General features: G+C 40.3%; 19 protein-coding genes and 1 other RNA gene. 10 read left to right on the forward strand and 10 right to left on the reverse strand.

The features are described 5' to 3' along the window. Nucleotides 1-63 precede the first annotated feature (63 nt). The 3 genes from WN948_RS12190 (at nucleotide 64) to WN948_RS12200 (ending at nucleotide 2,578) form a co-directional block, all read left to right on the forward strand. Complete coding sequence (locus WN948_RS12190) at nucleotides 64-702, forward strand: DUF116 domain-containing protein (RefSeq protein ID WP_342306470.1); 639 nt, start codon at nucleotides 64-66, stop codon at nucleotides 700-702. Next, nucleotides 695-1,315, forward strand: a complete 621-nt coding sequence (locus WN948_RS12195; RefSeq protein WP_342304469.1) for a DUF116 domain-containing protein — start codon at nucleotides 695-697, stop codon at nucleotides 1,313-1,315. The genes WN948_RS12190 and WN948_RS12195 overlap by 8 nt, the downstream gene beginning before the upstream one ends. Before the next feature lie 87 nt (nucleotides 1,316-1,402). Beyond that, nucleotides 1,403-2,578: an NAD(P)/FAD-dependent oxidoreductase gene (locus WN948_RS12200; RefSeq protein WP_342306471.1), complete on the forward strand. Its 1,176-nt coding sequence runs from the start codon at nucleotides 1,403-1,405 to the stop codon at nucleotides 2,576-2,578. 9 nt (nucleotides 2,579-2,587) lie between these two features. Here WN948_RS12200 and rnpB read toward each other — a convergent pair. Beyond that, nucleotides 2,588-2,969, reverse strand: an RNA gene (gene rnpB, locus WN948_RS12205) — RNase P RNA component. A 423-nt stretch (nucleotides 2,970-3,392) separates the two neighbouring features. Between rnpB and WN948_RS12210 the strand changes: the two genes are divergently transcribed. Beyond that, the gene (locus WN948_RS12210; protein WP_342304470.1) at nucleotides 3,393-3,593 is read left to right on the forward strand and encodes a hypothetical protein; all 201 of its coding nucleotides are present in this window, start codon (nucleotides 3,393-3,395) and stop codon (nucleotides 3,591-3,593) included. Between the two features lie 12 nt (nucleotides 3,594-3,605). Here the strand turns inward: WN948_RS12210 and WN948_RS12215 are convergent, their stop codons facing one another. Next, entirely contained in the window at nucleotides 3,606-3,773 is a 168-nt protein-coding gene (locus tag WN948_RS12215) for a hypothetical protein (RefSeq protein WP_342304471.1), read from the reverse strand. A 339-nt stretch (nucleotides 3,774-4,112) separates the two neighbouring features. Next, on the reverse strand, nucleotides 4,113-4,664 hold the full coding sequence (locus WN948_RS12220; RefSeq protein WP_342304472.1) for a TMEM165/GDT1 family protein: 552 nt from the start codon (nucleotides 4,662-4,664) through the stop codon (nucleotides 4,113-4,115). 429 nt (nucleotides 4,665-5,093) lie between these two features. Here WN948_RS12220 and WN948_RS12225 point away from each other — a divergent pair, with 429 nt between their 5' ends. Next, entirely contained in the window at nucleotides 5,094-6,686 is a 1,593-nt protein-coding gene (locus WN948_RS12225; RefSeq protein ID WP_342304474.1) for an FMN-binding glutamate synthase family protein, read from the forward strand. A 55-nt stretch (nucleotides 6,687-6,741) separates the two neighbouring features. Here WN948_RS12225 and WN948_RS12230 read toward each other — a convergent pair whose 3' ends face one another. Further along, nucleotides 6,742-6,948: a hypothetical protein gene (locus WN948_RS12230; protein ID WP_342304475.1), complete on the reverse strand. Its 207-nt coding sequence runs from the start codon at nucleotides 6,946-6,948 to the stop codon at nucleotides 6,742-6,744. Between the two features lie 253 nt (nucleotides 6,949-7,201). Between WN948_RS12230 and WN948_RS12235 the strand changes: the two genes are divergently transcribed. The 5 genes from WN948_RS12235 (at nucleotide 7,202) to WN948_RS12255 (ending at nucleotide 12,070) form a co-directional block, all read left to right on the forward strand. Beyond that, a complete protein-coding gene (locus tag WN948_RS12235) occupies nucleotides 7,202-8,476 on the forward strand; it encodes a Glu/Leu/Phe/Val dehydrogenase (RefSeq protein ID WP_342304476.1) in 1,275 nt (424 codons plus the stop codon). A 145-nt stretch (nucleotides 8,477-8,621) separates the two neighbouring features. Beyond that, complete coding sequence (locus WN948_RS12240; protein ID WP_342304477.1) at nucleotides 8,622-9,767, forward strand: methanogenesis marker 9 domain-containing protein; 1,146 nt, start codon at nucleotides 8,622-8,624, stop codon at nucleotides 9,765-9,767. 6 nt (nucleotides 9,768-9,773) lie between these two features. Next, the gene (locus WN948_RS12245) at nucleotides 9,774-10,730 is read left to right on the forward strand and encodes a triphosphoribosyl-dephospho-CoA synthase (RefSeq protein WP_342304478.1); all 957 of its coding nucleotides are present in this window, start codon (nucleotides 9,774-9,776) and stop codon (nucleotides 10,728-10,730) included. Next, nucleotides 10,730-11,317: a DUF447 domain-containing protein gene (locus WN948_RS12250; protein WP_342304479.1), complete on the forward strand. Its 588-nt coding sequence runs from the start codon at nucleotides 10,730-10,732 to the stop codon at nucleotides 11,315-11,317. The genes WN948_RS12245 and WN948_RS12250 overlap by 1 nt, the downstream gene beginning before the upstream one ends. Before the next feature lie 48 nt (nucleotides 11,318-11,365). After that, nucleotides 11,366-12,070: a dihydromethanopterin reductase (acceptor) gene (locus WN948_RS12255; protein ID WP_342304480.1), complete on the forward strand. Its 705-nt coding sequence runs from the start codon at nucleotides 11,366-11,368 to the stop codon at nucleotides 12,068-12,070. Nucleotides 12,071-12,095: 25 nt separating this feature from the next. On the opposite strand, the gene WN948_RS12260 is transcribed toward WN948_RS12255, so the two are convergent. The 6 genes from WN948_RS12260 to WN948_RS12285 form a co-directional block, all read right to left on the reverse strand. After that, nucleotides 12,096-12,767: a PHP domain-containing protein gene (locus WN948_RS12260; RefSeq protein WP_342304481.1), complete on the reverse strand. Its 672-nt coding sequence runs from the start codon at nucleotides 12,765-12,767 to the stop codon at nucleotides 12,096-12,098. A 205-nt stretch (nucleotides 12,768-12,972) separates the two neighbouring features. Further along, complete coding sequence (gene hflX, locus WN948_RS12265; protein WP_342304482.1) at nucleotides 12,973-14,223, reverse strand: GTPase HflX; 1,251 nt, start codon at nucleotides 14,221-14,223, stop codon at nucleotides 12,973-12,975. A gap of 25 nt (nucleotides 14,224-14,248) precedes the next feature. Beyond that, nucleotides 14,249-14,641 carry a DUF2209 domain-containing protein gene (locus tag WN948_RS12270; protein WP_342304483.1) on the reverse strand — a complete coding sequence of 131 codons (393 nt, stop codon included), beginning with the start codon at nucleotides 14,639-14,641 and terminating at the stop codon, nucleotides 14,249-14,251. A gap of 64 nt (nucleotides 14,642-14,705) precedes the next feature. Then, the gene (endA, locus tag WN948_RS12275) at nucleotides 14,706-15,764 is read right to left on the reverse strand and encodes a tRNA-intron lyase (protein ID WP_342304484.1); all 1,059 of its coding nucleotides are present in this window, start codon (nucleotides 15,762-15,764) and stop codon (nucleotides 14,706-14,708) included. Between the two features lie 194 nt (nucleotides 15,765-15,958). Beyond that, nucleotides 15,959-17,632 carry an alpha-glucan family phosphorylase gene (gene glgP / locus WN948_RS12280; RefSeq protein WP_342304485.1) on the reverse strand — a complete coding sequence of 558 codons (1,674 nt, stop codon included), beginning with the start codon at nucleotides 17,630-17,632 and terminating at the stop codon, nucleotides 15,959-15,961. Nucleotides 17,633-17,941: 309 nt separating this feature from the next. Next, a complete protein-coding gene (locus tag WN948_RS12285) occupies nucleotides 17,942-19,150 on the reverse strand; it encodes a glucosyl-3-phosphoglycerate synthase (protein WP_342304486.1) in 1,209 nt (402 codons plus the stop codon). Nucleotides 19,151-19,166 lie beyond the last annotated feature (16 nt).

The following is a 19,166-nucleotide window of genomic DNA, read 5'->3' on the forward strand; positions in this document are numbered from 1 at the left end:
CACTCTTCTTTTTTTTATTTACAGGACAAATTGAATATACTTATTACTACTATTTACTTTCACATGCAAATCCCTTATGAATTACTTGGTAAGGTCTTTATTATACTCGCAATAGCTGCAATGGTAGTGCTGGGAATAGCATTATTACTTGGAGCTTACAGTTTTAAGAAACATAGAATACTGTTTCCCAATTTTGTCCTGTTCATTCTTTACCTGTTCTACGGCCCTGCAAAATGGATATGCAGGATATTTGGTATCAAGGACACTCTGGTCGACGAGATATTAGTAGAAGTCCGTAACGCTGTTATGCTGGAAGGATTCAGGAAAATCAACAATAACAGGGTTATATTCCTGCCACAATGTCTGCGCCATCCGAATTGTAAAGCCCGCTGTGACCCTTTGATAGGATACGAATGCAAAATGTGTGGCCTTTGTGACATAGGAACCATATGTAAAGCTGCTAAGGAGAGAAACTTTAAGGTTTATGTAATACCTGGTGGTAGCTTTGTTAAAAAAATAATAAAAGCCAGACGGCCTGAAAGCTGCATAGGAGTAGCATGTTATCCGGAACTGTCAGAATCCATGCAGGGAGCATCACCTTTTATGATAGTACAGGGAGTTTCATTATTGCAGGATGGATGTTATAACACTAAAGTAGACGTTGAAGAAGTGATCAGGAAAATGGAGGAATGCGATGTATAGAACAATAGGAATATTGGTTACTATAATCGTTGTATTGTCCGTTCTGCTGGCACTCATTGCCTTGGCCGTAAGCCGCATTAGCCTTAACAGGCATGTATGGCTTGCAGGTTTCTTTGCCGGAATACTTGACTTCTTTTATATGCCCTTGAAATATTTCTTTTATAAATTCTCAGACCCACGAATACTTGACAAATGGATGGTATCCCTTAAGAACATTTCAAACAAGAATGAGTTCAGTAAGACTCAAAAGCGCATGATAATAGCACCTCACTGTATGCGTTCCATGGATTGTCCTGCAATATCCACAAGAACAGGGATACAATGTGTTTCCTGTGGTAAATGCGTATTTAGCGAACTTAAGGACGATGCAAAAAAATACGGATATGACCTCTATATCGTAACAGGCTCATCATTTGTAAAACATGTTCTGAAGGAGAAGAACTACGATGCAGCTTTGCTGATAGCCTGTGATTATGAGCTAAACAAGGTTATGATGGGACTTAAAGGGAAGAACCTGATAACATATGGTATTCCCATGCTCAATGATGGGTGTTTCAATACAAAAGTTGAGTATGATGAAGTGATTAAAACGTTAGAGATGTTTTCTGAGTGAAATCTCAGAGCTAACACAATTGCAGAAATCAATGTAAGCTCTGATCAAAAAACAGGACGTTGATTTATTGATATATGATTAATTGTTATTGGTGGAGGCTCAAGCGGAGCCATGGCTGCAAAAACATGTGCCGAAAGTGGTATGAGTGTATTGCTTCTGGAAAAAGAAAAAATACCACGCTACAAAGCATGTGGTGGAGCGGTTTCTAAAAAAGCATTTGACCTTATAGGGAAATATGATGAACTTGAACCATTTTTTAATTTATATGGAGCCAGAACCTTTACACCAGATCTAGAACCATTGGTCCATAAATTTGATGATGTTGTCTCAATATTGACATTCAGGAATTCATTTGATGAATTCCTAATCAAAAATGCAGAATCAAATGGGGCAAAAATCATAGAAAATGAAAAGGTTGTAAACATCAACCAGACAAGCGAAGGTGTGGAAGTTTCAACTTTAAAAAACAAATATCTTTCAAAAATACTGATTGGTGCAGACGGAGTTAACGGAATTGTTGCCAAAAGTAAAAACATGAGAAAGAATTGGGGCAAAGGCAACTCCGGCATTTGTGTTGAGTTAGAGATCGAACTTGATGATACCGCAATAAAAGAATATGTTTTCGACCCGCAACTTATTGATTTCTATTTTATTGAAAACTGGGGTTATGGTTGGATGTTCCCAAAAGGAAACATACTGTCAGTTGGAATTGGGGGTATGAGAAATAGAGTAAATGACCCAATGAGTTCATTATCCACTTTCTTACATTTGTTATCTGATGGGAAAAGTACCAAACTGGATGAACACATAGTTTCAAAAAAAGCACATTTAATACCTGCCGGTGGAGTAAATAGAGTCACATATAGTAACCGTGTTATGTTAGTGGGTGATGCTGCTGGTTTTGTTGATCCTTTTCTGGGAGAAGGTATTTATTACGCAATTGCCAGTGGAATAATAGCAGGAGAAGTCGCCACTGAAGCAATAAGAAGCAACGATTGTTCAGCCGACTTTTTAAAAGAATATGAAAAAAGATGTGATAAGGAATTCAACAATGACCTGAGATTTGCATTCAAATTTGCAAAGAATGCATATAATCATTTAGATTTCTTCATGCTTTGCCTGAAAAGCGACCCTATTTTGTATAAGAACTATCTGCTGACTGCGAAAGGGGATTACACATATAAACAATATTTTAATCAATGCGTGAAAAGATTCCCTATAACTGTTGGAAAAATAATATACAAAAAATACGTGAAAATATAAATATTTAGTGAGTGAGGAGAGTAAGCTCCCTTCTGTTAATGCAATATATTCATCCCGCATGGCAGGATTATACGCTCCTAAGAGCTGCATTGACGGCATTCGGCTACGCGTCCACAAACTTCGGGAATGGTCTAAACAACCATTGCCCCCTACTCCTGACTTGCACCCACGAGGATTCGCCGTTCCATCCGCAAACCATGCGACCTCAGCTTTTCAGCATCACAGCATTAACATGGTACGGTATCGTTTCTGTGCCAGCATGCAGAAACTGCATGAGTTGCCAAGCAACTGCCCAGGCTCTCGCCTGATACCCTTTACAAGTATTCGTGTGTTTAGAAGGTGGGGAGACTTTCCTCAGGTCAAATGACCCGGCGGCCGTCCTTCCTCTCTCACCCAGAGACTGGATACCATGTCATATATACCTTATGATAAACAAGACAATATTGTTACGCATTTTTAATTTCATAAAGGATTGTAATTTCATAGTTATTTTGTAACTATTCAGCCTGATAAAAACGCTATCAATAACAATCTTGACAAAAAGTTGAAACGTAAATTTCATTCGGATCATTTATTTTGATTGTTGCTATTGATTGCTTTTTTGATTGTTAGATTGTTAGTGAGCAGACATCTCTATTTCGATGAAATCAGTACCAATAGGCAAATCGTGCCAGGCTGAATAGTTACGTTATTTTTAAAAATAAAGCCTCTGCTTAAAATTATTAGACATAAGTCACAACATTTATTAGCTATACAATGAAACAACTAAATGGTTGGTATGAAATATAACAGATACCTTATAGCAGGTATCACTTTGGTAACAATACTATTGTTGTTCATCTTCTCAGGAGCAGTTACTGAAACCGAAACCGAGTTATTCAAAACTAATGGTTTCGATGCGGCAGAGCATGGATACAGTATGTTATTGTTAGGAATAGGATTGCCCCTCCTACTGGCAACAATTTTTATCTTTACCAGAATGAGAAAAGGCGAACCTCTCCAAAAACAAAAGTAAGGTGTAATTAAATTAAAGTTTAAGTACACCACAGCCGCAGCCACGGTTCAGCAGGAAATCAACTTTTGAAATTATCTCTTCCTGATGAAAATCAGATAGTTCTTCGAACTCTTCTTTATGCTTATCCTTTACGTGCTCTATCATTTTGTCCTTAGCTTTTTTTGGATCGTTGTCTACCACAATGAAATCGTCATTAAAACCAAGGTCTCTGCATCTTAGTATATGTACTATGATAAAACCTCCCTGATTTAATTAGAAACTCCTGCTTTATTAATTTTTGTTTTAACTGCAAAAAAGATATTGTAACTATTCAGCCTGGCACGATTTGCCTATTGGTACTGATTTCATCGAAATAGAGATGTCTGCTCACTAACAATCTAACAATCAAAAAAGCAATCAATAGCAACAATCAAAATAAATGATCCTAATGAAATTTACGTTTCAACTTTTTGTCAAGATTGTTATTGATAGCGTTTTTATCAGGCTGAATAGTTACAAGATATTAATAATGGTCGTACTTCAAAGGAAGAATGAGACACCAATCACAATGAACAGGACACCTGCAGCTGTGGAAATGGTTTTCTTGTCAATCCTTTCCATTAATATCCTTCCAACATATACAGCCATAGAGGACAAGATGAGTAAAGCAAGTACCACCCCTATGAACACAAGTACAGGATCGTACTGTGTGGCAAAGAGAGCAGATGCAAGTTGCGTCTTATCCCCCATCTCAGAAACAAGGATTAGAGCAAATCCAGACATAAATGGACTTTTCAGTTCATAAGAGCCATCGTCATCATCATCTTTCCTGTTCAGCAGCGTTGTTAGGCCAAATATTATGAACAGTATGCCTGCACCTATCTGCACATAGTCCATGGGAATCCTGTTTGCTATGAAATTCCCTAAAAGGATAGCAAGACCATCCGTCAATATGAAGGCAAGCATTACACCAGCAAGTAGCGAAACATATTTTGTGGTCTTTGTAGACAGGACAAGCACTGCAAGCTGGGTTTTATCACCCAATTCAGCGAGGCCAACAAGCAGGAATGGAATAACAATGTCCTGAATCATAATCCATAAATCCCAGACCTAGTATAAAAGTTATTCCAAAGACCATCGGAAAATTGGACCTAAATTAGAATTTAAATGAATATTTAATAGCCAGTTCCCTCCCAAGTCAGGCTTGATAACATCTCTCTTTTTAAGATAATCTATCCGATTTTATGATACTACAATTGTTTCAATTTGATACGATAAAGTATATACTCAGAAATCCATCCAAACTGTTAAAAATTTCAAATACTATTAAATACTGCTAGTCGGAAACAGGCTGGCTGTTGTTGGTTATCCAAGCAAAAAAACCATAGATAATAGATACTTATTAATAATAGCATGCACCAACCGTTAGCCTACTAGTACTATCCAGACGGTTAGGAAAAGGTCGGAGGTAGGAAGACCGACCTTAAAAAGTAGTAACAAAAATAGAGGAAGTAATAAAGCATGGCTAACCTTAGGCAACCAAATGCAAATGATGCCACTCGGACCTTTAACAGGTCTAAGAGTGTAGTACCGATGTCAGGAATCTGTACACGTTGTGTGGACGGATGTCGTGGAAATTGCGAAATTTTCAAATCAACATTCAGAGGACGTGAAGTTCTGTACCCTGGACCTTTCGGTGAGATTACAGCAGGCGCAGACAAGAACTATCCTGTTGACTACTCCCACATAAACATACAGGGATACGCAGTCGGTGCAATAGGAATGCCAGACGATATGGTCCCTGGTCCGGAAACTGCAAGATTCCCAAATGTCAGTACTGAGACAGAATACGGATGGGATAAAAAAGTAAAAATGAAGGTACCGATCTTCACCGGAGCATTAGGCTCAACCGAGATTGCAAGGAAGAACTGGGAACACTTCGCAATTGGAGCAGCTATATCAGGCGTAACCATCGTTTGTGGCGAAAATGTTTGTGGTATAGATCCAGGACTTAAAAGAGGCAATGACGGTCTTGTAACAGAATCTCCTGAAATGGACCGTAGAATAGAACTCTACAAAAAATACCATGATGGCTACGGTGAAATGCTCGTTCAGATGAACGTAGAGGACACAAAGTTGGGTGTTGCAGAATACCTTTCCAGCAAGCATGAAATGGACACCATTGAACTCAAATGGGGACAGGGTGCAAAATGTATCGGTGGAGAGATCAAAGTAAAAGACCTTGACCGTGCTATCGAACTTAAGAAAAGAGGTTACATCGTAACACCAGACCCTGAACTTGCATCTGTCCAGGAAGCATTCAAGGTTGGCGCTATCAGAGAATTTGAGAGACATTCCAGACTTGGTTTCGTCACAGAAGAAGGCTTCCACGCAGAATGTGACAGACTCAGAGACCTTGGATTCAAGCGTATTACATTGAAGACCGGTGCTTACTCCATGGCAGAAACTGCAATGGCTATCAAATACAGCTCCGATGCTAAGATAGACCTGCTCACCTATGACGGTGCCCCTGGTGGAACCGGTATGAGCCCATGGCCAATGATGGAAGAATGGGGAACACCAACAATATACCTGCAGTCACTTGTCCAGGAATTCGCAGATAAACTTACTGCAAAGGGCAAGAGAGTACCAGACCTTGCAATGGCTGGTGGATTCTCAAGTGAAGATGGTATCTACAAGGCTCTGGCAATGGGTGCTCCATACTTTAAGGCAGTGTGCATGGGCCGTGGCCTTATGATCCCAGGAATGGTAGGTAAGAACATTGGTAAATGGCTTTCTGAAGATGACCTTCCAAAGACTGTTTCCGAATTCGGACACAGGAAAGAAGAGATCTTTGTACACTACGAAGAACTGCAAGAACGCTTTGGAGCAGACGTAGAAAATATACCACTGGGTGCTATCGGTATATACTCATATGCTGAAAAGACAAGAGTAGGCCTGCAGCAGCTTATGGCTGGTTCCAGAAGGTTCAACCTTTCCACACTCTCACGTAAGGATCTTATGACACTTACGGAAGATGCAGCAAAAGTAACCGGAATCTCTTATGTAATGGATGCCTACAGGGACATCGCAGAAGAGATACTTGACGGATAAAAAAGTAAGTTCAATACTTACTTTTATTTTATTTTTTTAAAAGAGAGGAAGTTGCTTAGTCTTCAACTTCCAGTGCCTGGATTATATCGTGAATGGTGAACTCGCCCTTTGCAACCCTGAGAACCATCGGATAGATGAATGAACAATCATCAATGGCACTCCAGCGCTTTTCCCCAACTGTTCTTATCAATTCGTCCATAACCTTCCCGCACTCATTACAATATTTGGTTTCACTTTCAATACCACAAACAATACAGTTCATGAATTTACCTCCACATTTTGGTTTTACCATTAGTTCTAATCTATGGTTATTTTAAATGTTTGTACTGATACTATTTAGGTTTTGAGTTACTCAATAATCAATTGTGTACATATTTGAAAATTCAGACATCCACTAATTTTCTAAAAATACTTTGCACAAGAATTATCCCGATAATACGATCATTCCTACGATATCTTTTAGTACATTAGCATAAAAACGTTAAGCAGTTAATCATAAAATGGGGGAAATGATATTGATACCTAATAATATCGAAAGGATTCATTTTGACAGCATGAATACATGCAACCTGTGCATGATGGAACTGGAAAATGTGTATGATAATCTAATCCTTTCACCTGAAGAAATTGACCTGCTCGACATGCCAAAACGTTCCTTTACGGTTCATTTCCCAGTCCACATGGATTCAGGAGATACAAAAATGTTCGTTGGACACAGAGTTCAGTATAACGATGCACGGGGACCGACAAAAGGAGGTATCAGATATCACCCCGAACTTAACCTTGAAAACCTCAAGAACCTTGCATTCTTGATGGCAATAAAATGTGCCCTGGTAAACATACCTTTTGGAGGAGCAAAAGGTGGAATTGTTGTCAATACGAAGGAAATCAGCAGGGACGAAATGGAAAGGATAACAAGAGCTTATATTCGTGAAATATCGGACATAATCGGACCATTCAAGGACATACCTGCACCCGACGCGTACACTGATGAAAAGGTCATGGTCTGGATACTTGACGAATTCGAAAGGATCAAAGGAAAGCATGTCCCTTCGATAGTTACAGGCAAACCAATTGAACTGGGGGGCAGTGAAGTAAGAAATATTTCTACAGCCCTCGGCGGGGTTTATGTACTTGAGGAAGCCCTGAAAACAACAGATCTGGACAAAGCCACCCTTGGTGTTGCGATCCAGGGATTTGGAAACGTAGGGAGGAATGCCGCTGAGATCCTTTATGAAAGAGGATACAGGATATGTGCTATTAGTGATTCCAACGGCGGAATAGCCAACAAAGATGGCCTTGATATTCCTAAAGTAATAGAGCATAAATACCAGACAGGAACCGTGCTCGATTTCCCAAATAGTAAAAACATAAGCAACGAGGAATTGTTGACATCAGACTGTGATATCCTTATACCTGCTGCTCTTTCAAAGCAGATCGATGGGAAAAATGTCAGGGACATCAAGGCAAAGATAATCATGGAACTGGCAAATGCACCTACAACACTTGAGGCCAGCAAGATGTTGATCGATCAAGGAGTATTGGTCATACCTGACATACTGGCAAATGCAGGTGGTGTAGTGGTAAGTTACTTCGAATGGATACAGAACCTCAATCAAGACTACTGGGAAGAAGAAAGGGTTCTGAAGAAACTCAACCAGACAATGATAGATGCCTTTGCAAATGTCCACATGATCTGCATTGATGAAAAATGCACCATGAGACGTGCAGCACTGCAATTTGCAATAAGGAGTATCCTGCATGCAGAGAGATTAAGGGGCAATCTTTGAGCATTGATTTTTTCATTTATATTCCACTCAAAATTTCTTCATACTACTTTTTTGGTCCTAATCAAAATTACAGCGTTATATTAATAAAATAACCGTCCGTTATTCAGCGACATAATACTAATTCATATTTTCCAGAGGTAAAAACTTGTCAGATAATATTTTTGATATTAAGGTCGGTAATTTCTCTTTCAGAAACCCAATTGCACTTGCTCCCATGGGAGGAATAACCAACAGTAGTTTTGCAAATGAAAAAGCAAAGGATGCAGGTCTTGTAATAATTGGAGGATACAACCTTGACGCTGCAACACAGAAGGCAGCATCTGAAATGCTTGCAAGAGGCAGAGACGATTTTGTATCGGACGAGCCTTTAAAGCTCATTGAAAATGAGATCAAAGCAGTAGCTGAAGGACCTATTGTAGGCGTCAATGTAAGAAGTGCAACGATAGAACCTCTGATTGAAGCTGCCAAAATTGTAAAGGAAGCAGGTGCCATTTTGGAACTGGATGCTCATTGCAGGCAAAAGGAGATAACAGATATCGGTATTGGACAGGCACTTCTCAGTGACCTTACAAAACTTTGTGAATGGATTGGCAAAATCAAGGAAACCGGTGTTGTACTTTCTGTCAAGGTACGTGCAAATGTAGTTGATGACATTGAGCTGGTAAAGCAAATAGAAGCTGCAGGAGCTGATATACTTCATCTTGATGCAATGCAGGAAGGTGCCGGAGCTGACCTCAAACTTATAAAGAACGTACGCGATTCCACAAGAATATTCCTTATATGTAACAACTCCGTAACTAACATAGATGCTGCAAAAAATATGTTCACAAGAGGAGCAGAGATGGTTTCCGTTGCACGGGGAGTTCTTGAGCAACCAGGGCTTGTAAGTAACCTTGTCAACAGAATATCGATCCAGCAGAAAGATATGGGTTGGTACAATGCACCAAAGCATATTTGCAGAGGAGAAGGAGACCTGAGAGGACTGGCATTTTGTTGTATGCCTGTTAAACAATGTCCCATACATAATAGCATCGCAAAACTTGGTTACTCTGCGCAGGAATTTGCAGACACTAAAATGGAATTTGCTAAAGGTACTATGTTAGAATATGGAGATAGCACTTGTTTTGGAAGCCTTGCATGGTGCTGTAAGTTATCAAAACCCTGTTATCTCAGAGATGGGGTACTGGAAACATTAGGACTTTCAGATGCAGAATATATGCGCCTGAAAAAAGAGCTAGCAGATTACATAATTGAAAATGCTAAAAAGCCCATCAATGGCTCAAAGAATTAAGCAGACATGAAAGACTCACTTTATGCAATAGACAGAGGGAACTATCCTCTCCCATCCTACATTGCTCGCTGCGCCCAGCTTGCAATGTGCCTGGAAGTTTCCGCCTCCCCAAAACCGGGGAATATTGACAGGCATAATGACTATGAGGATACACGCTACGAGCATTTCCTGGCATCAGCCACCGGTATTTATCCAGTCATAGAGGAAGTTTCATCAGAGACAAAGGGTATTGGCAGGTTTATCAGGAATGCTGTTACCGAGAGTGCAAGATGGCAAAGAGGCGGAAATACTCATTTTGGAGCATTTATACTGCTAATGCCCCTTGCAATGGCTGCCGGAGAGATACTTCAGGAGGATGAACCTTTTACCATCCAACAGTTGGTGGAATGCGCATACAGAATCGTAAAGAATACGGACACATCAGATTCTGTTAACTTTTATAGCTGTTTTGAAGCGGCAGCCGTAAAGGTAAATCCTGCAGATGAGTTCGATCTTCAGAATCAGGAAGCTATTGATGAGCTAAACGAAAAGGACATGAGTCTCTACAAACTAATGGATATTGCCAGGGGATACGACCTGATAGCAAACGAGTGGGTCACTGGTTTTAAAAGATGTGCTAATTGTGCTGAAATAATAATTGATGGTATGAACGGTAACCTTAATCCAAAGGTTAAAACTGACATCAATGACGTAACCGTCTATGCTTTTCTGAAAACACTTGCTGAGAATGAAGACACCTTCATCAGTACTAAGTACGATGATGAAACTGCTACTTATGTGTCAGGGCAGGCAAAATTAATATTTGGAGAAATATATAAAACGAATGAAGACTTTAATACTATACTACCATTGATAAAAAAACTGGATGAAGAGCTTCTGGAAAGAAAAATAAATCCAGGGTCCACGGCAGACATTGTAATTGCAGGTCTGTTTATCTCATTGCTTGCAGGAGTCAGGTTCTAATGCTTAATAAGATAAAATATGACAATTATGGTATTTATGACGGCATATCAGAAACCATTGTTACAACGAGCAGAGGATGGACACCAAACGCCGCCCCCATGGGCATCATCCGGAAAAAAGACAAATTATTCGTACGTATGTTCAAAGGTTCTAATACCTACAACAATGTGCTTTCAGAGAAAACTCTCGTCGTAAATATTACTTTGGACCCTTTGGTCTTCGTCAATTCAACATTTACTGACCTTGATGATTCTGATTTTGAAAGCGTGAATATAGGTGGCAGGAATTTTGCTGCTCTTAAAAAAGCCCAGTGCTGGATCGCTTTTGATTGTACGAACACTAAACTTACATCAGAAGCACTTGTAACAGAACTTGTGCCTGTAGGAACCCGTATGAATAAGCCACTAATAAGAGCCCCTAACCGTGGTCTTTTCGGAGTAATTGAAGCATGCATACATGCAACCAGATATCAGCTTACATCCGAGGATAGATACCTCAAACTTATCAAAGCATATGGGGACATAGTAGACAAATGCGGCGGAGATAATGAAAAAGAAGCAATGAAATTGCTTTATGGATATCTCTGAACTGTCCCAATGAAAAGAGTATAATACGAAAAAGACTATTTTCTCCCCATGACAAAAACGATAGCATGGGGAATTACCGGAGCCGGTCATTTCCTTACATCCAGTTTCGGGATATTCAAACAACTCAAAAGTGAGAACGACATCAGAGTGAACACTTTCCTTTCTAGTGCTGCCGAAGAAGTTGTAAGGATGTACGGACTTGAGAGCGAACTGGAAACAATATCCTGTGGTGAATATCTTGAAGAGATCTTACTTGAGACTCAGCAGGGAAAAAGCTGGCCAAAAACAGGACGTTTCCTGCTCGATAAATATGATGCACTTATCGTGACCCCGGCCACCTCCAACACCGTATCCAAGATAGCACACGGCACTGCAGATTCACTTGTTAATAACGCTGTTGCGCAGGCTGTGAAAGGAAGCGTGCCGGTCTATATCGTGCCTGTTGACATTGCAGGTGTCGTGGTATCGGAACTTCCATATGGCATTGCCAGGGAACTATGCCAGAAATGTGATCCATGCCCACCAAGAGATAGCTGTCCTAATAATGCTATAAGCGACCAGATAGACCTGCTTAAATGTAGTGGTTGTGGAATTTGCAAGGAACTTTGCAATTTCAATGCTATAAAAGGCGGGCCTGTTGAACTGAAAGTAAGGGATATCGATGCAAGAAATGTGGACATCATCAAAGAACTTGAAGGTATAACAGTATTGGAAAAACCGGAAGACATACCTGGAATTCTCGCAGATATCTAAGTTAAGAGAACTTCATCTGATCTTATTATCTTATTCCAAGACGTCTTCCAAGTTTATTCAAATGACCGACAAACATCTGTTTTACAACAAAGGACGTTGGAGTTTTTCCACCACCGGGACTGGTATGGCCTTTGCGTATGGCATCAAGCACAGCTTCAACTGTTCCGGACTCTGCGTCTATATTTGTATATGACCTGCCAACCATCTCTGCTTCGTGAGAATCACTTCCACCGACCATGGGAAATCCCAGTTCCTGAGCAGCTTTTCTGGCTTTGTTATTTGGACCATCAGTTACACAACGGGAATTCAACACTTCCACTGCATCAGTATCCAGCCCTTCAACATAGCCGATGCCGTGGGATGTCATTTTAAAAGGATGAGGAATAACTACAACAGCTCCCTGTTGTCGTGCTTTTTTGATGGTTTCTTCAGGACTTAGTCCCGGCTCTATAGGTTCACGGATACCAAGTACAAGAATATGACCTTTGGATGAACTTACTTCCACCCCTGGTATGACAATAATATCCGAACCGATTTCCTTTGCCCTTCTGGAACATTCCATGCCACCTTCTATGACATCATGATCACATATGGCAAAACCGTCAAGCCCGTTTTTGGATGCATATTCAAGAATATTATCAAGACTGGCATTGCTATCTTTTGAATAACAGGAATGAACGTGAAGATCGAACTTCATAGAAGTATCTTAGTCTTCAGAGTTTATAAAGATAATTTAAAAATAGTTGGTTGCGAACGGGTAATAGAATTTTATTGGTTGGGTGGTTGGATAGGATTGGTGGTACATTAGAGAAGATATACCCGTTCGCATACATACAAACAACCTTATAGCATATATATATAGCGCTGCTAATAAAATAGTTCAGCACCAAATATCATGTATTTTAAGGTAGTTTTTCCACTAAAGAAATGGCTTTATTTATAATCTTGTCCCTCGCTTCAAAATCGATTGAAATACCTTTATCGTACACTATATTATGAACAAGACCCTCATCAAATATCCATGCTACAAGGGACATCCCTTCCTCGGACATGGGGAAAGAGAGACTGATCCGCTCCCATTCAGGAAGTTGATTACGTATCTGCGCTTTTAAATCATCAAACCCAAAACCACTTTTTGCAGACACAGCTACGGGATTAGGAGCAAGATAACCAAGATCCAACATACGTTCCTTCAGTTCTTTTTCATCTACAAGATCAGTTTTGTTGAAAACTGTAACAATAGACACGTCCTGCAGTTGGTCCCACATCGTTTCATGACATACAAGCAATTTTTTGCGTATATTTTCCGGATCTTCTGAAGAGTCAACAACAAGAAGAAGAACATCTGCAAGGAATATTTCATCAAGGGTTGATCTGAAAGCATCCACCATCCAGTGAGGAAGATCTTCAATAAATCCTACTGTATCCGTTAGCAAAACATCACGGCCCTCTACATTCAAACAGCGGGTTGTAGGAAGTAGTGTGGTGAACAACATATCCTTAGACTCGACATTCTCACCTACAAGAGCATTGAAAAGGGTACTTTTTCCTGCGTTGGTATACCCGGCAAGTGCCACCAGTGAAAAACCCCGGGAGTGCCTGTGAGCCCGGAGGGATTCGTTGTCCTTCTGTATCGTTTCCAGTTCTTTACTGATACGTATCATCCGATTCTTTATATCCTGTGCATAGGAATCCTCGTAGCCTCCAAGACCCATAAAGCCCGGCCTCTCATCTTTTTTAAGGATAGATATCACAGCTCTGGCCCTTGGAAGCTCATACTGGAGCCTTGCCAGTTCGACCTGTAGTTTGGAACGGTGAGTAGTTGCTCTGGTTGCGAATATCTCCAGAATTAGCTGGAATTTGTCTATGGTTTCACAGCGACATATTTCGGAGATATTGTATATCTGCATCGTGCTTAACGGATTATGGAATATGATCTTATCAGGTTTCAGATGAACGACCATTTGAGCTAATTCATCCACCTTTCCTCTCCCAAGATGAAACTTCCTGTCAGGATGCCTGGTCTGGGTTAGTTCACACAGAACTTCATAACCTGCCGCTTCAGCCAGTTCCCTGAGCTCATTCAACTGAAGTATGTTCTTGCCATCTTCAGACCTTGGGTCATTCCGCTTTACTAAAATAACACTTTTCATAGGGATACCCTGATTTCCTGAATGGTCATTGAATGCCCATCTCTTTAAGAAGGAGTTTTCTTGAACCAAGTGATACATGATGAGCGATCTCAATGCATCTTCTTTCGCTCAAGGATTCCTGATATTTGAAATCAGCAGAGAACATACTGTCAATAACCCATTGGGGTTTATTGTACATATCACCTGCTTCTGTGACGATGGTACCACCGAACCTGAGTTCTGAAACGGTAGCTTCAATCATCTTCACAACATACGGGACGTCAGGGGCAGATCTGCTCCTGAAGGATCTGATGGCTATCTGGTTGACTTTCTCTACGTGATCAGCGGTAACGGATGCAGCAACAGCTGCACATACCATAAGATATTCGTCACCGGTCTTATGACGTCCTGAAATGTCCACTGCTATTATGTCAAACATCTGCTAAAGCAAAGACAGGTATATTATATAAGTTTGAGCAGAATTTTTACATTTGCATTGACACTTACATCTTTATCCTGCCGATATCGATATACTCAAGACCACTTGTAAATTCCACAGCATATAGCATCTGTTTCCTGACACTGTTGGCAAGTCTTACTGCCCTGGACATGAGAGGAAGGAAGAATTCATAGTCCTGCGGAATTGCATGGACCAGGTGATCCGAATGAGGAAGCTTGCTCAGGGATTTAACTTCATTGTATACCCTGAAATGAGTACCGAACTTAAAACCGGTCTTTGGAACAAAACCTCTGCTTCGAAGGTCAACATATGTGCTATACTTGCGTTCAAAATCAGGATCAATAGAGGATGCTGTCTCTGAGAATTCGGCAAGGTCAGGAATATTGCCCGTTGTGCCATCCTTTATCTTTATGACACCCTGCTCCAGCATGTATGCAGATTCTACAAGGGATAATTGAAGACGTTCATTATCAAGAGGTTTGCCGTAAAAACCATCTTCATAGAGCAGATGTGAGGCCTGTTCATCCCATATAAGGACACGGTCCTCCAGCATCGTTGCAGGAATTGGTTCATCCTGTGGTAAAATTGTCTCCATGCTCCCCTTTATATCTGCTTTTTTGACCTCATAATAAGTGAGATCACTTTCTTCATCAACGATGGCAAGCACCATTTGCTTGCGAACATTCACCGCTGCAGTGTACTGGGAAAGAAGGTCCTTAATAGGCATGGGGATACGCTCGGATCTTACGTAGACAAACATCTTTGCCTGGGTCTTGCCTGGGTGGCCCCCCCTTGGATATACCCTGAAATCAGTAACACTGGGCTGGACATAGTAACCTCTCTCACGAAGGTCTTTGTAAACGATGTACTTCAGCTCAAAGAACTGCTGCCTTTTTGAGGCTTCTGTGAAAAACTCCTCAAATGTAAGAGGTTTTTCATCCATGGCAATCTCAAGTTTGCTCTTGTAAAGCAGATATGCTGCTTCAACAAGTGTGAGTTCAAGAACATCGCCCTTTGGACGTCCGTAATACCCGGTATTATACAGCTCATTGATAGCCTGTTTCCCGGCCTTTACCCTATCGTTGACAAGTTTTCCGATCAAAAAGTTCACCTGAATTAAATAAGAATATGTGTAAGAATGTATATGGATTCAAATATTGGACTAACTATTTAACCATAGTGGACTGGAATCTGCAATTTCAAAATAATGACTGGTGTAAGAATAAAAGCAGAACAACAAAATCGGGTGCATGCAGAATAAATTAAAAAATTCGAAAAAGAAGCCTGAACCCTCTCTCAAAGGTAGGCTTCAGTAACATAACGGTGCATCATCCTGTGACTGTTGAAATAGTAGGCTATCATCTCAATGGAGTTATTCATGAGATTTATCCACTCGTCCTTTCTCTGATAATATTTTGGGATCATGATGTATTCAAGTTTATTGTAAAGGTCATCAAGTTCCATCATTTCTACTTGTTCCGGGGACTTGTCCACTTCGGGTTTAGGTCCGATGGCATATCCGGTTACGCCTTCCACACACCCTTCTATCCACCAGCCATCAAGCACACTGAAATTAACGACACCGTTATGAGCTGCCTTCATACCACTTGTGCCGGAGGCTTCAAGTGGTTTTTTAGGATTGTTCAGCCAGATATCCACACCTGATATTATTTTCAGGGAGAGATCCATATTATAATTTTCCAGATAGGCGATCTTTATTTCGCTTTTGAGTTCTTCAGCATACCTGAATATGCTTTCAATGAACTGTTTACCCTGAATATCACGTGGATGAGCCTTTCCTGCAAAGATCAACTGTATCTTTCCGGCTTCATTCACCTTTCTGAGTCTTTTAAGGTCTGAAAAGATAAAAGTAGGCCTTTTGTACTCAGTAATACGTCTGGCAAAACCAATAGTCAGTGTATCATAATCCATATCAGTTCCGCATTCACTGTTAACATGATCTATCAGCTCTTTTTTTGCATTACCGTGGGCTTCCCATATTTCGCCATCTGGTATGCTGCGGACCCTGACAAGGAGCTCCGGCTCATTTGCCCATCCGGGAAGGTATTTATCGTAAAGCGTTCTGAAATGAGAGCAAACCCATGTATAGGAATGAACACCATTTGTAATCGAATTGAACTTGTATCCGGGGAACATTTTTTCAGATATCTGCCTGTGTCTTTTTGCAACACCGTTGACATAGTTGGAAAGGTTCAGGCCAAGGACAGTCATATTCAACTGGTGCTCTCCACCATACTTCTTCAGGATCTCAAAATCCGAATTATTCCCAATCAACTCCATAACAAGATCATGTGAGAATACATCGTGTCCGCTTTCAATAGGTGTATGAGTGGTAAAAACACACAGTTCTTTGACCGTAGAGAGAGAAGTGCCATTCTGACGTAGTAATTCAAGGGCCAGAAGACTGGAATGACCTTCATTCATATGATATTTGGTTATGGAATGACCAAGCTCTTTCAGCATCCGGACCCCACCGATTCCCAATATCATTTCCTGCTTCAACCGATATTTTCTATCCCCGCCGTAAAGACTATATGTGATCTGTCGGTCTTCCGAAGAATTACCTTCAACATCCGTATCCAGGAAAAGCACAGGAACTGTTTCCCGGGTCTGGCTTCGGTGTTCATAAAGCCATGCTTTTACCTTCACGTCTCTATTATGAATTTGAACAGTCACTTCAGCAGACAAAAGCTTCATGAAATCAGCTGGAGACCACTCTTGGGGATGTTCGGTTTGCCTGCCTGCAGAATCCAGTTTCTGCATAAAGTATCCCCTTCTGTTCAGGAGAGTGACACCAATAAGTGGAAGTCCCAGATCAGCACTTGCCCTTATTGTATCGCCTGCCAGTATACCCAAACCGCCGCTATAGGTCGGAATCTCCTTCTTTAATCCAATCTCCATTGAAAAATAAGCTATCTTACGCCCTTTTTCCAAAATGACATTATCCATATTATCATGCACCTTCATGTTCTATGAAAGATTTAATGAAAATGTTATATTAAAATTCTTTGTAACTATTCAGCCTGATAAAAACACTATCAATAGCAATCTTGACAAAAAGTTGAGACCTACATTTTATTAGGATCATTAATTTTGATTGTTGCCATTGATTGCTTTTTTGATTCTTAGGTTGTTAGTGAGCAAACATCTCCGTTTTGATTAAATCAGTATCAATAGGCTAATTGTGGTAGGCTGAATAGTTACAATTCTTTAAACAATAAAGAACTCCTGTTTAAAGATAAGCTTTCCCTTCAGTCTTTATATAAGTTCAAGGTCTTTTACAACTGCATTCTTCAGTTGTTCTCTCAAGTCAGGTACTGCTGAAAGTGCCCGTTTCCAGTCAGGCATCTGGACACTCTTATCGACTTCAAGATATGAATTACCAGTCTTCAGAAGGATATCGGAGAAAACTTCAACAAACTTTTCCTCAATATGCCGATCATATATCAGATTATTACAGATCGCATCGGCATAATGCTGGCGAATCAAATCCTGTGCAGAGCGCCTGTATTTAACGTACAATCCCTGAATAAAGGGCTTCGATATCTGTATGCTTGTTGTTTCATTGGCTATACGGAGTAAAGTCAATACAATATCATTGACCATCTTTGAAAGGCCTTCGCTGATATTTTCCCCGGTATCTTTGTGCTTATGGTCGTAGAAACCAAGATCAGTTTGACATGTTCGTTTCAACGAACTGTTCCTATATACCTCGGCAAGAAGACCCACTTCAAGCCCCCAAGATGCCGGAAACCTTAAATGAAGTGCTATATCGGATGTGAGGGCAAATTCACCTGCAAGAGTGTACCTGAATGCCTGAAGATAATCAAGAACTTCCGATTTATAGCCTACATCTGTTTGTAATGCTTCGATAAAAGGTCTGACAAAAAGCCTGAATACCCTCCCATACATCATCCTGTTTTCTTTATTGATGCGTGCATAATATCCTTTGTTGAAAAGGAAGTTTAATTTCGGATTGAGTATCGGATATAGCAATTTAGCAGGAAAACTCTTGGAATATGTAAGTATATCCGCATCGTGAAGTACAATAGCATATGCATCAAGAGTCGCAATACCCATAGCCAACCAGACATCTTTTCCTTTTCCTTTGAACTGGGAAATATCCAGGCCTTTTTCTTTCATATCTTCAATGACCTTTGAAACACACGGACCATTACACCATACAACTAAATGGATCAGGTTCAGGTTCTTAAAGAAACGAACCACCTCCTCGTACTCTTCTTTGTTGCTGGCAGCTAATGCAATGATAATTTCCGAAATGAAATTACATTTGTTCAGTTCATAAACGATATTCACAAGACTTGGATTTTCTATTTCCGAATATAACATAGGAATTATTAAGGCTGAACGTCTGCTTACTACAAGTTCCTGCAGATGATTTATTATCATGTCACCGTCATTTGAAAAATCATGTATCGTTGTTATTTTTTCCTGATAAAAATCCATTTAACCCCAGTCCCCT

The sequence above is a fragment of the Methanolobus sp. ZRKC5 genome, assembly GCF_038446525.1.
Taxonomy (GTDB): domain Archaea; phylum Halobacteriota; class Methanosarcinia; order Methanosarcinales; family Methanosarcinaceae; genus Methanolobus.

Bases quoted from the DNA above. Each gene is read 5' to 3' on its own strand.
- WN948_RS12190 (WP_342306470.1), top strand. From the start codon at position 64: ATGCAAATCCCTTATGAATTACTTGGTAAGGTCTTTATTATACTCGCA.
- WN948_RS12195 (WP_342304469.1), top strand. From the start codon at position 695: ATGTATAGAACAATAGGAATATTGGTTACTATAATCGTTGTATTGTCC.
- WN948_RS12220 (WP_342304472.1), bottom strand. From the start codon at position 4,664: ATGATTCAGGACATTGTTATTCCATTCCTGCTTGTTGGCCTCGCTGAA.
- WN948_RS12225 (WP_342304474.1), top strand. From the start codon at position 5,094: ATGGCTAACCTTAGGCAACCAAATGCAAATGATGCCACTCGGACCTTT.
- WN948_RS12230 (WP_342304475.1), bottom strand. From the start codon at position 6,948: ATGAACTGTATTGTTTGTGGTATTGAAAGTGAAACCAAATATTGTAAT.
- WN948_RS12245 (WP_342304478.1), top strand. From the start codon at position 9,774: ATGAAAGACTCACTTTATGCAATAGACAGAGGGAACTATCCTCTCCCA.
- WN948_RS12250 (WP_342304479.1), top strand. From the start codon at position 10,730: ATGCTTAATAAGATAAAATATGACAATTATGGTATTTATGACGGCATA.
- WN948_RS12255 (WP_342304480.1), top strand. From the start codon at position 11,366: ATGACAAAAACGATAGCATGGGGAATTACCGGAGCCGGTCATTTCCTT.
- WN948_RS12260 (WP_342304481.1), bottom strand. From the start codon at position 12,767: ATGAAGTTCGATCTTCACGTTCATTCCTGTTATTCAAAAGATAGCAAT.
- hflX (WP_342304482.1), bottom strand. From the start codon at position 14,223: ATGAAAAGTGTTATTTTAGTAAAGCGGAATGACCCAAGGTCTGAAGAT.
- WN948_RS12270 (WP_342304483.1), bottom strand. From the start codon at position 14,641: ATGTTTGACATAATAGCAGTGGACATTTCAGGACGTCATAAGACCGGT.
- glgP (WP_342304485.1), bottom strand. From the start codon at position 17,632: ATGGATAATGTCATTTTGGAAAAAGGGCGTAAGATAGCTTATTTTTCA.
- WN948_RS12285 (WP_342304486.1), bottom strand. From the start codon at position 19,150: ATGGATTTTTATCAGGAAAAAATAACAACGATACATGATTTTTCAAAT.